Source organism: Peribacillus sp., from assembly GCF_059453735.1.
In genome coordinates this window covers 1-15,530 of sequence record NZ_JAZVJO010000376.1, presented here as the reverse complement: position 1 = coordinate 15,530, position 15,530 = coordinate 1, and the positions used below count along the sequence as shown (strand labels likewise).

General features: G+C 39.3%; 15 protein-coding genes and 1 pseudogene. 7 read left to right on the top strand and 9 right to left on the bottom strand.

What is annotated here, in order from left to right; translation table 11 throughout:
• From AC52RT_RS12255 to megL, 3 genes are all read left to right on the top strand, one after another.
• Positions 1–728 (top strand): ATP-binding protein (locus tag AC52RT_RS12255; RefSeq protein ID WP_495541006.1); only part of this gene is annotated, 728 nt, incomplete at its 5' end.
• A gap of 50 nt (positions 729–778) precedes the next feature.
• Entirely contained in the window at positions 779–1,915 is a 1,137-nt protein-coding gene (locus AC52RT_RS12250) for a DEAD/DEAH box helicase (protein WP_495541005.1), read from the top strand.
• Positions 1,916–2,139: 224 nt separating this feature from the next.
• Positions 2,140–3,333 (top strand): methionine gamma-lyase, encoded by a 1,194-nt coding sequence (gene megL / locus AC52RT_RS12245; RefSeq protein WP_495541004.1) that lies wholly within the window; start codon positions 2,140–2,142, stop codon positions 3,331–3,333.
• Positions 3,334–3,368: 35 nt separating this feature from the next.
• On the opposite strand, the gene AC52RT_RS12240 is transcribed toward megL, so the two are convergent.
• A complete protein-coding gene (locus tag AC52RT_RS12240; protein ID WP_495541003.1) occupies positions 3,369–4,085 on the bottom strand; it encodes a TspO-related membrane protein in 717 nt (238 codons plus the stop codon).
• A 157-nt stretch (positions 4,086–4,242) separates the two neighbouring features.
• The gene (locus AC52RT_RS12235; protein ID WP_495541002.1) at positions 4,243–5,262 is read right to left on the bottom strand and encodes an NADP-dependent oxidoreductase; all 1,020 of its coding nucleotides are present in this window, start codon (positions 5,260–5,262) and stop codon (positions 4,243–4,245) included.
• Positions 5,263–5,669: 407 nt separating this feature from the next.
• Between AC52RT_RS12235 and AC52RT_RS12230 the strand changes: the two genes are divergently transcribed.
• The 4 genes from AC52RT_RS12230 (at position 5,670) to AC52RT_RS12215 (ending at position 9,548) form a co-directional block, all read left to right on the top strand.
• Positions 5,670–5,903: a RibD family protein gene (locus AC52RT_RS12230; RefSeq protein WP_495541001.1), complete on the top strand. Its 234-nt coding sequence runs from the start codon at positions 5,670–5,672 to the stop codon at positions 5,901–5,903.
• Between the two features lie 137 nt (positions 5,904–6,040).
• Positions 6,041–6,175: an RAxF-45 family protein gene (locus tag AC52RT_RS12225; protein WP_495541000.1), complete on the top strand. Its 135-nt coding sequence runs from the start codon at positions 6,041–6,043 to the stop codon at positions 6,173–6,175.
• Between the two features lie 154 nt (positions 6,176–6,329).
• Positions 6,330–8,204 (top strand): ribosomal protection-like ABC-F family protein, encoded by a 1,875-nt coding sequence (abc-f, locus tag AC52RT_RS12220; protein WP_495540999.1) that lies wholly within the window; start codon positions 6,330–6,332, stop codon positions 8,202–8,204.
• Between the two features lie 162 nt (positions 8,205–8,366).
• Complete coding sequence (locus tag AC52RT_RS12215) at positions 8,367–9,548, top strand: DHH family phosphoesterase (protein ID WP_495540998.1); 1,182 nt, start codon at positions 8,367–8,369, stop codon at positions 9,546–9,548.
• Between the two features lie 56 nt (positions 9,549–9,604).
• Here the strand turns inward: AC52RT_RS12215 and AC52RT_RS12210 are convergent, their stop codons facing one another.
• The 7 genes and pseudogenes from AC52RT_RS12210 to mreBH all read right to left on the bottom strand — a co-directional run bounded on the left by AC52RT_RS12210 (position 9,605) and on the right by mreBH (position 15,117).
• Entirely contained in the window at positions 9,605–10,492 is an 888-nt protein-coding gene (locus AC52RT_RS12210; protein WP_495540997.1) for a YihY/virulence factor BrkB family protein, read from the bottom strand.
• Between the two features lie 125 nt (positions 10,493–10,617).
• The gene (locus AC52RT_RS12205; protein ID WP_495540996.1) at positions 10,618–11,841 is read right to left on the bottom strand and encodes a cation:proton antiporter; all 1,224 of its coding nucleotides are present in this window, start codon (positions 11,839–11,841) and stop codon (positions 10,618–10,620) included.
• 3 nt (positions 11,842–11,844) lie between these two features.
• Entirely contained in the window at positions 11,845–12,342 is a 498-nt protein-coding gene (locus tag AC52RT_RS12200) for a cation:proton antiporter regulatory subunit (protein ID WP_495540995.1), read from the bottom strand.
• 62 nt (positions 12,343–12,404) lie between these two features.
• Positions 12,405–12,968 (bottom strand): tyrosine-type recombinase/integrase, encoded by a 564-nt coding sequence (locus AC52RT_RS12195; RefSeq protein ID WP_495540994.1) that lies wholly within the window; start codon positions 12,966–12,968, stop codon positions 12,405–12,407.
• Between the two features lie 155 nt (positions 12,969–13,123).
• Positions 13,124–13,383, bottom strand: a pseudogene (locus AC52RT_RS12190) (acylphosphatase).
• Positions 13,384–13,390: 7 nt separating this feature from the next.
• Positions 13,391–13,954, bottom strand: coding sequence for a thioredoxin family protein (locus AC52RT_RS12185; RefSeq protein ID WP_495540993.1), 564 nt, complete (start codon positions 13,952–13,954; stop codon positions 13,391–13,393).
• Positions 13,955–14,109: 155 nt separating this feature from the next.
• Positions 14,110–15,117 carry a rod-share determining protein MreBH gene (gene mreBH, locus AC52RT_RS12180; protein WP_495540992.1) on the bottom strand — a complete coding sequence of 336 codons (1,008 nt, stop codon included), beginning with the start codon at positions 15,115–15,117 and terminating at the stop codon, positions 14,110–14,112.
• Positions 15,118–15,530: the final 413 nt, after the last annotated feature.

The window sequence follows — 15,530 nt, the reverse complement described above, 5'->3', positions numbered from 1 at the left end:
TCTATGTAATTGCCAGGGATATTACCGAGTCGCGCCGTGAGGAAGAATTAATGATTATGTCTGAAAAATTATCTGTCATTGGCCATCTTGCAGCCGCAGTTGCTCATGAAATTAGGAATCCGCTGACCTCCTTAAAAGGATTTATTCAGCTGCTGACTTCCACTCGCGAAATAAATGACGTCCATCTAGACATAATGCTTAAAGAGATTGAACGGATTAATATTATTTCAAGTGAGATGCTGGTGTTAGGAACAAAACAGGAAGTTAATTTTAGCAATCAAGATATAAGGACATCCATCCGTGATGTATTGACCTTAATGAGGGCTCAGGCTAACTTTAATGAAATTAAATTAGATTACAGGGAAAACGTAACAGACGAAGTGCCTGTCCTGATCGATAATATCCAAATGAAGCAAGTCTTAATTAATTTGATAAAAAACAGCTTAGAAGCCATTAATGTATCTGCCAGCATTATTATGATATTAAATAAGTCTGAAAGAGATGCCATTATAATCGTAAGCGATGACGGGATTGGGATGGAGCCGGAGCGTTTAGAGCGAATCGGCGAACCTTTTTATTCAACGAAAGAAAAAGGAACCGGAATTGGACTTGCCGTTTGTCAAAAAATTATCCATCGCCATCACGGGAAAATTAGCTTTCAAAGTAAAAAAAATGAAGGTACAACTGTAACCATTAGGATTCCGTTAGCTGATAGCAGCGAACAATGATACTATTATAGAAGCTGTAACAGGAAGTTTACCAAAAGGAGAACAACAATATGACAGAGACTACACCATTTATTTCAACCTTAAAACCATTTATACAAAATGCTTGGGAAAAAGCCGGGTTTGCTAAGCCAACTCCAATTCAGAGCAACGCTATCCCTTTGATTGTGAATGGGAAAGACGTTCTGGCTGAATCACCAACAGGAACAGGAAAAACACTAGCCTACTTGTTGCCGGTTCTTGAAAAAATTGACGCTGAAAATTCATCGCCGCAGGCCGTTATCCTCGCTTCTTCGCGCGAATTGGTTATGCAAATTGCAGAGGAAGTACGGATTTGGACTGAGGGAAGCGGCATCAGTGGAGCAGCTTTCATTGGTGGTGCGAATGCGAAGAGACAGCTTGATCGATTGAAAAAACGTCCGCAGGTTATTGTAGGAACGCCGGGCAGAGTGTACGAACTAATCGCACAAAAGAAACTTAAGATGCATGATGTAAAAACGATTGTCCTTGATGAAGGCGATCAGCTGATTGTTGCTGAACATATGGGAACCATTCGTAACATTATTAAGACGACATTGAAAGACCGCCAAATGTTGATGTTCTCAGCGACAATAACGCCTCAGACTGAAGAACTTGCGCGTGAGCTTGCAAATGAACCAGAGATTGTCCGAATTGATAAAAGTGAAAAGATGGATTCTAACGTCGATCATTTATACGTCGTGGCCGAGCGACGTGACAAGTTTAAAATTCTTGAAAAAATTGCGAGACTTGAAGACATTAAAGCTCTTGCCTTTATAAATGATATCGCCGAGCTTAATGTCATCTATGAAAAGCTCAACTTTAAAGGACTTGAAATAGGGGCTCTTCACGGTGAATCAAACAAAGTTGATCGTGAAAAAGCACTCCGTAAGCTGCGTTCAGGAAAGTTCCCGTTATTGCTCGCAACAGATGTGGCAGCTCGAGGCCTTGATATAAAAGGCTTGACCACAGTTGTACATGTGGATATTCCGCTTTCTTTGGAACAATATACACATCGTTCCGGCAGAACCGGCCGTGCTGGAGCGGATGGAACGGTCATCTCAATCGTAACTGAAAGAGAAGAACGTGAACTGAAGAAGCTTGCAAAAGGACTAGGCGTTCCTCTTGCAAAAAAAGTCTTCTATGGCGGCAAGCTGGTTGATGAAGCGTAATTTACAAGCTCCCATACTTTGATGTATGGGGCTTTTTTTATGGATGGGCACATATTTTGCCTGCTACGGGAAAATGACATGTAAGACGGAATTCGTTTTTAACATGATCTCCCCTTAGCTCAGTTTGAAATTTTATAGTAAGTTAACGCGTTAATGAGAACGCTTTCATTTTATGGTAAGTTAGCCTATTATAGGTAATAGAACACATCTTTAGGAGGGAAAGTATGGGGGAGAACTACAAGCATATTGAAACAGCTGTTATTCATGAAGGCTATGATTCTAAACAGCATCTGGGGAGTTTGGCAGCACCGATTTTTCAAACGTCAACATTTGTTTTTGATACGGCAGAGCAGGGGGAACGTCGATTTGCCGGTGAGGAGGAAGGCTATATTTATTCACGGCTGGGAAACCCTACCGTTAAAGCTCTTGAGGACAGAATAGCTGTGTTAGAAGGAGCAGAAGCAGGGCTTGCATTTGCCTCGGGAATGGCTGCTGTTTCCGCTGTACTGCTCGCATTGACCAAAGCGAATGATCATATTATTTGTTCCCAAGGCTTATATGGCTGTACGTTTGGTTTATTAAAATTAATGAAGGAAAAATATAATATCGAACATGATTTTTGCGAAATGAAAACGGCAGACGAACTGGAAGCAATCATTAGACCTGAAACGACCTGTATATATATTGAAACACCGATTAATCCCACAATGAAAATGATAGATCTTGAGCTGGTGGCTGCTGTAGCCCATAAGCACGGGATACCGGTAGTTGTTGATAACACCTTTTCTACCCCCTATCTGCAAAAGCCTCTTGAACATGGGTGCGATATCGTGCTTCATAGTGCCACAAAGTATATTTGCGGCCATGGGGATGTGATTGCGGGATTGGCGGCTGGGAAGCAGGACTTAATCAGTCAGGTGGCAAAGTCGACACTTAAAGATATAGGCGGTATCTTATCTCCATTTGATGCATGGCTTTTACTAAGAGGGTTAAAGACGCTGCCAGTGAGGATGGATCGACATTCAGAAAATGCGGAGAGAATTTTTCAGATGCTAAAAAAAGAGCCCATGATTGAACGGGTCTACTACCCTGGTGATACGGAGCATCCTGATTATTTAATTAAGGAAAAACAAATGAAACAAGGCGGTGGACTGATTTCATTTGAAGTCAAGGGAACAAAAGCCGACGCACAAAGACTGCTAAATGAATTAAAACTAATTAAAATTGCCGTAAGTCTAGGTGATGCGGAAACCTTGATTCAGCATCCGGCAACCATGACACATGCAGTTGTTCCCGAGCATTCACGGCTTGAGATGGGGATTACCGACCAGTTAGTCCGTCTTTCTGTCGGGTTAGAGAACTGGGAAGATCTTTGGGCCGATTTAAAGAGGGCGTTGACAGCTGTTGAAATGAATTGAAATAAGCTTGGCTCACATTGGTGAGCCAAGCTTATTTACCTTTTCCAAGGATATATGCTGACGATAAAAATCAATGCTGCTAGTGAGTAGGCATAGATAGGTATCCCATTATCTAAGTCACTGTTTTTAATAGCAATACCGATAAAGGACCAAACAAAGACGAGAGGATAAAGCCAATCATGGTTCTTGATTCTGAAGGTAATCGCAAGGATTGCAGCTACAAACATCATAATAATGGTCCAGACTGGATCAGATAAGCCAAAGCCATTCCAGCCAATATTAGTTAATACAAAGGCAATATTCGTGATGGTAGCGACACTAATCCAACCAAGATAGATAGAGAACGGTGCACTATCCAACGATGTATGTTCAACGGATTTGATTTTTGTGTAAAGAATAATCAGCGAGAGTAATAGAGCAATCATGACAATTACGGAAAGAGTAAAAAGTTCATAATGCCATACAAGAATCCAGGAACCGTTAAACAAACAGGTTAATAAAAACCAAGGGAATGAGACTTTGTATACTAATTCATTTCGGCGGCTTTTAGGAATTTGCCGCAGCACCCAAATACCAAGTAATACATAAATTACTAGCCAAATCGAAAAGACGTATCCTGCCGGTGTAAATAAGACGGGTAAACTATCTGATATTTCACCAGTTCTTTTCCCGTTAATCGGTAAGTAGTTGGCAAGGAAATTAATAAGGACAACAAAAATATAACCAATGATATTAAAAATTAATAATCTCACAGGGGTTCCTCCTTTACCTGATTAGTCTAGAAACTATGTTTGTCTTATATGTACCTATTCCTCTATTTAAATTTTGATAACCATTTTCAGCACATTCAAAGGGTTCAAGGACGACAAAAAGACTGTCGAGAAATCTCGACAGTCTGGTTATACATGTTTAATTTTCTGGATCCGCAACCTTAACGAGCTGCTTACCGAGGTTGTTGCCTTTGAATAAACCGAGGAAGGCTTCTGGTGTTTTTTCGAATCCTTCTACGATGGTTTCTGAATATTTTAGCTTGCCTTCTTGGAACCACTGAATAAGCTGGACGCTGCCTTCTTTAAATTGGGAAGAGTAGTCTCCAAGTGTAAAGCCCTTCATTAGGGAGCTAGTTTTGATCATGGCTGACTGCAAACGCGGGCCTACATCTTTTCCTTCGGCATTATAGGAAGAGATGGCTCCGCATAGGGGAATACGAGCGTTCCTATTTAAAAGAGTGAAAACAGCATCAGTCACTTCGCCGCCGACATTGTCGAAATAGACATCGACACCATTTGGACAAGCTTTAGCGAGTTCCTCTTGTAGGTGAGCGGATTTATAGTTTACTGCTTCATCAAAACCAAGTTCCTCTTTTAAATAACGTATTTTCTCATCACTTCCGGCAATTCCAACAACATAAGCGCCTTTAATTTTCGCAATCTGTCCCACTGCTGAACCGACTGCACCAGCAGCTCCAGAAACGACCACGACTTCACCTTCTTTGGGTTTCCCGATGTCTAATAAACCAAAATAAGCCGTTAGACCAGTTAAACCGAGAATCCCTAAATGTGTTGTAATGGGTGCGGCTGATGGGTCTATTACTCGAATTTCCTTTTCACTGGCAACCGAGTATTCGGCCCATTTGAGATTTCCAATTACGATATCTCCCTTTTTAAATTGGGTTGAATTCGATTGAACGACCTGGGCAATCGTACCGCCGACGATCGCTTCATGAAGCTTGAATGGTGCAATGTAGGATTTTGCATCCTGCATTCTCCCGCGCATATAGGGATCAACGGATAAGTAGAGCGTCCGTACTAATACTTCCTTATCATTTGGTGTGGGAATCGCTCGTTTAACAAAATCAAAATCTTTATCAGAAGGCATACCGCTTGGACGATTAGCTAAATGAATTTCGGTTTGGGTAGATGTATTCATAAAAAACTCCTCCTCATTCATATTCTTATGGTCAGCCTACCATTATTGGAGAAATGTAGTCAAAGTATCTGATTGAATAGGAATTTTGTACAATACACAGACTATTTGAACAATTATATACTAGCAGAAAAATTTATATTAAAATAGTTTGTTCTTCGGGGTAGGGTGAAATTCCCGACCGTTCTAAGCGATGATCCGAGACTAACATATACTTGATACCTTTTAAAAGGACCGTACACAGCTAACCTCGTTACCGATGGAGCAGCGCCTACTTGGATTATCACTGGGTCAAAAGCTGATCCGAAAAAAGCAGACAAACTGAAAAAAAAGGGGGTTTTCGTCTTTTCCTTGTCGACACCTAATATTTCCATTGAAGAGGTGCTTTTATTCCTGGGGAAAAAGGAGTTATGTCGTTATATGTAGAAGGTGGTCAAACTATCCAGACCAGCTTCTTAAAATCAGGAAATATTAATCGCTTAATTACGTACCTCTCTCCTAAGCTGATTGGCGGGGAGGATGCCTTCGGAATGTTTAATGATATGGAGATAAAGACGATGCAAGAGGCCCGGCAAATTCGCTTTCAATCTGTAGAGCAAACGGGTGAGGATATTAAAATCATCTCGACTTTGGGAATAGGGTGAAAACGTGTTTACAGGAATTATTGAAGACAAAGGGATAGTTCAATCAGTTAATTAGTTTTGAATAATACCTATTGCTGTAAAAAATATACAATGGTATAATATTCCTGTATATAAACGGAGGAAAAGGGGTGTAAGAGATGAATCGTTCGATTATTTTGCGCGAGCAATGGCTGAATTATATGTATATTTGCCGTGCGATTTTTCATGGTGCATTTGTTCAAGGGAGAAGTCTGCCCTTTTTGAACAATTGCATAGTGAGTTTAGAACGATAAGATGTCTCTTCACCTGCTTAACATAGAATGAGCAAAAGGGGCCTTATTAAAGGTCCTTTTTTGTTCGTCTTATAAAACACCAGGAAGACCGCAGAGAAGACATAGACTTCTTCTTGCGGTCTTTTTTCTGCCTAAAATTAGAGGAGTGAAATAGATGATTATATGTGGTTTACAACAAATTAGTAAAATGTATGGCGGTCAGCTTTTATTTGAGAATCTTTCGTTGGAAGTGCATGAAGGCAGCCGGATCGGTCTTGTCGGTCGTAATGGCAGCGGAAAAAGTACAATACTGAAAATCATTGCGAAAGTAGAGTCTGCAGACAGCGGAAAAGTGATACTGAAAAAAGACAGTAAGGTGGGGTATCTAGCGCAAATCCCCTTTCAAGATCAACATTCAGTAAGAGGAGTATTGCTATCCGCTTTTGAAAGTACCTTAAGTATGGCAAAAGAGATTAGCAGGATCGAAAAGGATATGCAGCTGGAGATGAATGGTGAGGTTTTACAGGTCTTACTTCAGGAATATGGTTCCTTGCAAGATCAGTTCGCCTTACTTGAAGGCTACGAGGTGGAATCAAAGGTTGCAAAGGTAGCCGAAGGACTTGGGATTACGTCGTTGCTTACTTCATCCTATCAAGCGTTAAGCGGCGGTGAAAAAACAAAGGTTGCACTGGGAAAGGTTCTATTATTGAACCCGGACCTGCTGCTATTAGATGAACCAACCAACCATTTAGATATAGCCGCGGTAGAATGGTTAGAAAAATATTTAAAGGATTACAAAGGGACAGTCGTAATCGTCTCACATGACCGCTATTTCTTAGACCAAGTTGTGACGACTATTATTGATGTTGAAGACGGGGAGGCAGCTTTATATCATCATAATTATTCCGGTTTTGTAAAAGAAAAAGAAAAGCAACTTCTTGATGAATTTCAATCTTTTCAGGAACAGCAAAAAAAGATAAAAAAAATGAAGGAAGCAATTAAACGATTACGAGAATGGGGAAATCAAGCTAATCCTCCAAGTGAAGCGCTGCATAGGCGTGCAACTAATATGGAGAGAGCGCTTGAACGGATGGAAAAACTGAAACGACCTATCCTAGAGCGAAAGAAAATGGGGCTTCAGCTGGAATCTGGAGATAGGAGTGGAAAGGATGTTATCACGCTAAAGGACGCAGAAAAAAGCTATTATGGACGATCATTATTTTCTAATGTTTCTTTAACAATTCATTATAAAAATCATACGGCCATCGTCGGCAATAATGGTACGGGTAAGTCGACGTTATTAAAAATAATCTTAGGGGAAGAAAGTGTGGATAGAGGAAGTGTACATCTAGGAGCAAATGTGAAGATTGGTTATTTATCTCAAGCCTTGACTGTCACGTCTAATAAGACGGTATTAGAAGCATTTCGTGATGAAGTTTTAGTAAGTGAGAATGAAGCGCGGCACATCCTAGCAAAATTTCTATTTTATGGTCCTGCAGTATTTCGGAAAACAAGGCAGTTGAGCGGCGGGGAAAGAATGCGGCTCCGGCTTGCTCAGCTTATGCACCAAGAGATTAATCTTCTCATTCTTGATGAACCAACTAATCATCTTGACATTGATTCACGAGAAGTGCTTGAAGAGGCTCTTGAACATTTTCAAGGAACAATTGTTGCCGTCTCACATGACCGTTATTTATTGAATAAACTTTTTGATAAAACGTATTGGCTGCATGAGGGAAAACTCCATATCTTTGAAGGGAATTACTCATGGGCAAGGGAAAAGCTGCAAGTAGTAAGTAAACACGCAGATGTTAAAGAGCCAAGCAGGCTTTCAAAACGAAGCGACGCTAAATCTCATTTGATGAAAGACCCCACTCCTGATGAGGTTGAAAAGGAAGTGGAGGAAGTAGAGAGACAACTTGCTGGACTGGAGAAGGATATGGGTGACACTGTGGAACTGAAAGATTTACAGCTGCTTTACGAGCAGCAAATCAGACTTAAGGAGCAAAGGGATATTCTCTATAAACAACTAGAGACCTGTATGGAGTAATAAATAAAAAAACGTTATAATAGAAGCTGCAGCCGTTTCAGGGAATGGTAAATTTATCTGAAATGGCTTTTTTCATTTCCATTGTAGATCAGCATTCATATTGAAATGAAAAGCTTATGATTAGGGTATAGTACTAAAGAATTGATTGCTAGGGGGATTTTAATGTACCAGCTTTTATCACATAATGATTTAGATGGAGTAGGGTGTGGAATTGTAGCCAAGTTAGCTTTTGGTGACAAGGTTAATGCCGTATATAATTCAATTGCAGGACTGAATTATCAGGTTGAGGCGTTTATTGAAGCGGGAAATAAGGAAGTAAAATTAATCATTACCGATTTATCAGTAAATCAAGATAATGAAAAACGCATTTCTGAGTTTGTTGCAGCTGGAGGGCAGGCTGTTTTAATTGATCATCACAAGTCTGCTGTGCACTTAAATGAACATAACTGGGCAGAGGTTACGGTTGTTCAGGAAGACGGCAAGCAAACCTCAGCCACTTCTTTATTATATAAATATCTGATTGATAAAGAGCTGCTGCAGCCTTCACCAATTGTAGACGAGTTTGTTGAACTGGTTCGTCAATATGACACATGGGAATGGGATATTAATAAGAATTTCACTGCTAAGCGGTTAAATGATTTATTCTTCATGTTTCCACAGATAGATTTTGAAGAAAAGATGTTGAAAAAGCTTACTGGTGATCAAACTGAGTTTTATTTTGATGACATTGAAATAAAACTTTTAGAGGTAGAAGAAAGCCGGGTAGAGCGTTATATCAAACGGAAAAAAAGAGAAGTGTATCAAGCTAAAATAGGCGAGCATATCGCCGGAATTGTGCATGCTGAATCTTATCATTCAGAATTAGGCAACGAGCTGTCTAAGGAATTTCCACATCTTGATTACATAGCGATTATGATGGTGGGGGGAAAACGGATCAGTCTACGCACAATGCATGATTCAGTAGATGTTTCAGCGATAGCGGCAAAATATGATGGCGGCGGACATCAAAAGGCGTCAGGATGTAATATGACAGATAAGGCATTTAAGTTATTTGTGGAAGCAACGTTTTATGCGGAGCCGCTTCGAAGAGATGCGTTTAAAAATCGTTATAATCTCAAAGAAACCAAACAAGGTGTACTGTATAAAGCAGGAAACGACTATGTCTTTATCTACTATAAAGAGGGGACAGGTTGGATTACGGAAATCAATCAAAAGCCTCAATCCCAAGTCAATGCAGATTTTTTTGAAGCAGAGCGTACAATCAAGAGAAAACTTCAAGCTGCCTTGGTTCGTGATGATGATTACATTAGCTATTTGACCAAACATTATTCTGTAAAAGGGTAATAAGAAAGACTGACTCGAAAAATCGTTGCATACGATTCCGAGTCAGTCTTTTTTGCTTACGTATGAAGTCTGCGGTCCTTCGAGTTCACAGGCTTTTGATGTGTTCGGTCTTTAGGCTTTGTTGCAGCAACATACCTTTTATGGAATAAGGCATTGATTTCCCCGCCGATAACAAGGGTAAGTCCGGTTAGGTACAGCCAAAGCATTAAGATGATGACTCCCCCAAGACTTCCATAGGTGGCAGAGTAGTTGCCAAAATTGCTGACATAAAATGAAAACCCTAAAGAAATGGCGAGCCAGATGATTGTTGCAGAAACGGCACCTGGTATTACTTGCTTAAATGGATATTGTTTATTTGGAGCAAATCGATATAGAGTCGTTAACACAATAACGAGAACAGCTAAAGCGACTACCCAGCGTAATAGATTAATAAGGCTTTCAAAGCTTTCTGAAAGTGGGACAACGTATTCAATCATATTAATGATGGTGCTGCCGAATACAGGCAGTACGAGTACGACGATAAAAGCAAAGATTAGTACGAGTGTTAAGACGATTGAAATCAGACGTGCTTTAATGAAATTTCGTGTTTCTTCTACATCAAAAGCAATATTCATTGCATGGATGAAGGCATTCATCCCGTTGGAAGCAGACCAAATTGTACCCAGGATACCAACCGTTAACAAACCGCCGTTGCGCTCACTAACTATCGTAACAATATTTTCCTCTAATACTTCTGTACTTTCAGAAGGAAGGAAATTATTGATGAAATCAATGGCTTTTTGAGGTTCTATTTGCAGATAGGGAAGAATGGAAAGTAAAAGGATTAATAATGGAAACAGTGACAGCATATAGTAGTAGGCCTGTTCAGCTGCTAATCCAGTTGCTCGATCTTCTTTTATTTCTTGATTAAGTTCTTTTCCAAAAGCGAATAAACTCTTTAACATATCATGTCACTCCCGCCATATACTTATTACCTTTCTTTTCCCTAGCTTTTGTAAGTTTAATCCTTAATATAAATAAAAAAAAGAAAGCTTAGGAAATTCGGCTTTCTTTTTTGGGATTACTATGATTATAGTCCTTTTTCGGATTGTTTTTTGACTTTTGGGGTATTCCATTTAAATATCTTATTTAGGAATGTGTAAATGTGTTTAGATTCTTTGGTCATTATTGGACCAAGAATGGCTAAAATGAGGACATACAAAGCAGAGAAAGGGGTCAAGATGGGTGCTAAACCGCCCGCAATACCTATGTTGGCTACAATGATGGAAAATTCTCCACGAGAAACGATGGTTAAGCCAATATTGACTGACGCCTTATGAGATAAATTCGCTTGACGTCCAGCAATCATCCCGGCCACGAAATTTCCAATTATCGTTAGAGCAACAGCTCCAAGGGTAAGCCATAATGCGCCGCCTAGCTCAAATGGATCAATACTTAGACCAAAGCTGAAAAAGAAAATCGCTCCAAAGAAATCACGGAAAGGTACAACCATATGTTCAATTCGATCACTATGCTCAGTCTCAGAAAAGACTAGACCTAGTAGTAATGCACCGATTGCTTCGGCAACGTGAATGGTTTCTGAAAAACCTGCTATAAAGAATAGCGATGCAAAAATTACGATAATGAAGATCTCATCAGAGGATATATTTAATAATTTATTTAATAATGGGGCCGCTTTTCGTGCGATAACGAAAAATAACAGCATATACCCGAGGGCAATAAGAATCGAAGTTAGTGAACTGAGTAAGGATGTATTATCCCCAAGCACTAAACCTGAAACAATGGAGAGATACACGGCTAAGAAGATATCTTCGAACATAATAATACCGAGAATTAACTCGGTTTCATTGTTACCGGTCCTTTTAAGGTCTACAAGCACTTTTGCAACGATTGCGCTTGAGGAAATGGAGATAATTCCTGCAATAATAAGGATTTCCTTGAGTTCAAAACCAGCTATCCATCCATATAAAATACCAATCGTAAAGTTGATGGCTATATAAATCGTTCCGCCAGTAACAATAGATTTCCCTGATTTAATTAGTTTTTTCATCGAAAATTCAAGGCCTAGATAAAATAAGAGAAATAGTACACCAATTCTGCCAAGGAAGGCAATGATTTCTTCGCTGTGGATAAAGCGTAAATCAATAAAGCCAATAGTCGGAGCATGGGGACCGACTAGCATACCGATGACAATGAGAAACGGGATAATCGAAAATTTTAGTTTACCTGAAATAATCGCAGCAAGTGCTACAAGTAAAAGGGCCGTACCAACTTCAAAAACTAAATGGTCCAAAATTTACTCGCCCCTTTCATTTGATAGCAATTCTTTTATTAAGTTCTTAATGTCAGCCCTTCCTCCAGAAATAACAAGTGTATCTCCTGCCTCAATAATGGTATCAGGGCCTGGATTAACTAGATTTTTAGTATTCTTTTTCGTATGAGCAATAACAGTTACGCTATAATTGCTTCGTATATCGATATCTCCAATCGTTTGACTAATTGCTTTCGCACCTGGTTCCACTTTATACCATTCGATAACTAAGTTCCCAAGGGCCATTTCAATTGTTTCAAGGGCTTGAGGCTTATAAACCATTCCACCAAGAATGCTGGCGATTTGACGAGATTCTTGATCATTAAAAGTAACACTTGAGACAATTTCATCATGGTCGCTATCAAAATGATAAAGTTCTCTGCGACCATCATCATGGATGACAATGACCAGTTTTTCATCATTTCTAGTAATAACTTCAAATTTTCGACCTATTCCTGGAAGTTCACTTTCTCTTATTCTCATTGAAATTCCTCCTTGTTTTTCGGATAGAGATAAATGGGTTTGTCAGAGGGTAATTTGGGACCTTACAAATTCACATCGATAATCGTTTTAATTTTCTCTTCTTCTGATATGCCTAAATACTTCATTGTTTCAGCTAAACTCCCATGATGAAAGTGCTTCTGAATCAATGAAACGGAAACACCCTGCTTGTAAGCATGATAGCCGTATGTTTTTCGCATTGAGCTAGCTCCGTATTTCCCTTCTATTCCAGCACCTTCCACAGCCTGGTGGATAATTCGGTGAGCTTGTTGTCGTGTAATAGGTTTATTAGTCTTAGGCGACATAAACAAATAAGAGTCCTCTACAGTAGGGAGCTTTTCAAGGTAATCTTGTAAAGCAATCCGTACTTTTGCGTTTACATAAACAGAAGTTTCCTTCTCATCATCAAGTTTCAGCTTGAGATACTCTTTAATGATGTTTTCAGAAGTCAGTACATCTGAGCATTTTAATTCAAGAATTTCATTAATCTTTAAGCCGGTGTTGATCCCAATGACAAACAATGTATAGTCCCGTTCAGAATGCTTCTTCAAATACCTTTTTATGGAATTTATATCTTCCACACGCCTAAAGGCTTCTACATATTCCATTTTCTCTGCTCCTTGTATGTTACTTAATTATATTATATCACTAATTATGTAACTACACGACTCTTATGCTTACTATTACACGTTCTTCTTTACTTTATTCGAAGAAAAATAAAAAAACTCCCTAAAACCAGTTCACTGGCGGGAGGGAGTACGAGTTAGTATATAGTGAAATTAGTGAATTCTCCGGAAGCTTCCTGTACGCTGCATTCCAGCTTATCAACTCTTGAAAACGGTGGACCATTCCTCAGCTCCGTTAAAAGCGATTGGTATGCCATTTCTTCTGTTTCAATGTTACTTGTACAGTTCCGTCAATGTTATTACGAACAGTTCCTCTTATTCCTAATTCAATCGCTTTGACAGCAGTGAAAGATCGATAACCTACACTTTGTACAGAACCTGTATCGTTATGATCTATCTTTTTATCATAACGATTGTTGAATTGTCTGAATTAAATCGGTTTTAATATGCTGCCAAAGATCTTTATCCGAAGTAAAGCGGGATTTCATCGATTGAATAAATGCATTCATAGCTGCTTCATAACCGGGGTCATCTTTTGCAGGCAATGAACTTCGGAGTTCATCAGCAAATCCTTGAACTTCTGGTGCACGCGGTCCCCATTTTGTTACTTCTTCACCAGCATCATTAATAAAGATAATAATTGGAATGGATCTAGCGGTCCCATTCGTTAAATATTGATCCATAAGTTCTAAATTTTCATCTCGTATTAAATACCGTGTTTCAATGTCAGCTTCTTCGGCAAGTTTCATGAAAATCGGTAAGTTTACCATGGCATCATTACACCAATCAGCAGTCAGAATAATAGCTCGAAGCTGTTTGGATTTAATTGTTGCCAGCCACTCCTTGTCTTTACTCGTAAGGTTAAACTGATTATAAACGGCCAGCAAAGACTCTTTATTGGTAGTCATGTTATCAATATAAGTTTCCTTTGTTAACCCTTTGTCAAACCAATTATTTAATGTACTCATAAATTACCTCCTAGTTTCCTATCCTTATCATACCTCATTTTAAAGTTTAACTAAAAGTTCTATGGTGGAAATTAGGGAGAAATATCAAATTTCAAATTCGGTAAATAGAAGAATGGACCAATCCATATGGATTAGTCCTATTTCTAAAAGCTGCTTTATTTCGTTGCTTTTTGAAGCTTCTGTATGACTTGGAGAGACCTTCCAGTACCAATAGCTACCGATTCTAGTGGATTTGGTGCTACATGGACAGGAACGACAATTTCTTCACTGAGCCAGTCCTGCATACCGTTCAGCAATGCGCCTCCACCGGATAAGACTACACCCTGATCGACGATATCGCCGCTTAATTCTGGAGGACAATCCTCTAATGTAGCGCGGATTGCTTCAAGAATATGAAATAGTGACTCACGGAGTGCTTCTTGAATCTCTACTGATGTAATCGATATGTTTTTTGGCAATCCCGTTACTAAATCACGTCCACGAATATCCATAGTCATCGTAGGGTGTTTAATCAGTGCATAGCCAATCTCTATCTTAATTTGTTCGGCAGTTCTTTCCCCAATTAATAAATTGTATTTTTTTCTAACATATTGGACAATATCTTCATCAAGCTGATCGCCGCCAATTCGGATTGAATGGCATGAAACAACTCCTCCATAGGAGATGATGGCAACTTCAGTGGTACCACCGCCAATATCAATAATTACATTGGCAACAGGCTCTTCTACCGGTAAATCGGCACCAATTGCTGCTGCTACCGGCTCTTCGATTAAATGGACATGCTTAGCTCCGCAACTTTTTACAGCATCCTCAATGGCTCTTCTTTCAACAGAAGTTGACCCTGAAGGTGTACAAACCACAACTGTGGGTTTTCTAATCGCGAAACCAAGCTGTTTACTCGCTTTTTTCATGATTTGCTTTAGCATTTGTGCCGTTACATCATAATCAGCGATCACGCCATCTTTCAATGGGCGAATCGCGACAATATTTCCCGGTGTTTTACCAATCATTTCTTTAGCATCTGTTCCTACTGCCAATACTTGCTTTGTATTCAAGTCTATAGCTACAACTGAAGGTTCATTAAATACAATTCCTTTATTCTTGCTGTACACTAATGTATTAGCTGTACCTAAATCAATTCCTATTTCTGTAGTTGAAAACATTTTAGTCGCCCCTTTATAAAAAGTTTGACCCCCTACTAGCATTCTACCTAATAGTTCAGCTTTATGGGGGTATCTTTGAATGGTAATTGTTTCATGTGGAACCAAATACTTATTATCGAATAATTTTAAGTGTACTAAGAACAATCTGAGGGACTGCTGGTAACCGTCGACAAGGATTCGTGGCCATCAGACTATGGGGCGGTTTTCATTAAACTAGTGAATTGAAAGAATCAGTTCACTGTGCAGCGGAGACTAAATGATTTCTCTTTAATTTTCGCAGTAAATCTATTAATCGTTCACTATTATTAGCGGGATTAGGAATTTTATAATTGATGTAAGGGCTTTCATTTGTGGAAGTCGAATTCTTCGTCATACACTACCCCTATTTCAATGGACTAATCTAATATCAACTG

What these genes read in the sequence shown, in the direction of transcription:
- AC52RT_RS12250 (WP_495541005.1), top strand. Translation starts at nt 779, where the DNA reads ATGACAGAGACTACACCATTTATTTCAACCTTAAAACCATTTATACAA.
- mreBH (WP_495540992.1), bottom strand. Translation starts at nt 15,117, where the DNA reads ATGTTTTCAACTACAGAAATAGGAATTGATTTAGGTACAGCTAATACA.
- abc-f (WP_495540999.1), top strand. Translation starts at nt 6,330, where the DNA reads ATGATTATATGTGGTTTACAACAAATTAGTAAAATGTATGGCGGTCAG.
- AC52RT_RS12210 (WP_495540997.1), bottom strand. Translation starts at nt 10,492, where the DNA reads ATGTTAAAGAGTTTATTCGCTTTTGGAAAAGAACTTAATCAAGAAATA.
- AC52RT_RS12200 (WP_495540995.1), bottom strand. Translation starts at nt 12,342, where the DNA reads ATGAGAATAAGAGAAAGTGAACTTCCAGGAATAGGTCGAAAATTTGAA.
- AC52RT_RS12230 (WP_495541001.1), top strand. Translation starts at nt 5,670, where the DNA reads ATGTCGTTATATGTAGAAGGTGGTCAAACTATCCAGACCAGCTTCTTA.
- AC52RT_RS12195 (WP_495540994.1), bottom strand. Translation starts at nt 12,968, where the DNA reads ATGGAATATGTAGAAGCCTTTAGGCGTGTGGAAGATATAAATTCCATA.
- megL (WP_495541004.1), top strand. Translation starts at nt 2,140, where the DNA reads ATGGGGGAGAACTACAAGCATATTGAAACAGCTGTTATTCATGAAGGC.
- AC52RT_RS12225 (WP_495541000.1), top strand. Translation starts at nt 6,041, where the DNA reads ATGAATCGTTCGATTATTTTGCGCGAGCAATGGCTGAATTATATGTAT.
- AC52RT_RS12185 (WP_495540993.1), bottom strand. Translation starts at nt 13,954, where the DNA reads ATGAGTACATTAAATAATTGGTTTGACAAAGGGTTAACAAAGGAAACT.
- AC52RT_RS12215 (WP_495540998.1), top strand. Translation starts at nt 8,367, where the DNA reads ATGTACCAGCTTTTATCACATAATGATTTAGATGGAGTAGGGTGTGGA.
- AC52RT_RS12235 (WP_495541002.1), bottom strand. Translation starts at nt 5,262, where the DNA reads ATGAATACATCTACCCAAACCGAAATTCATTTAGCTAATCGTCCAAGC.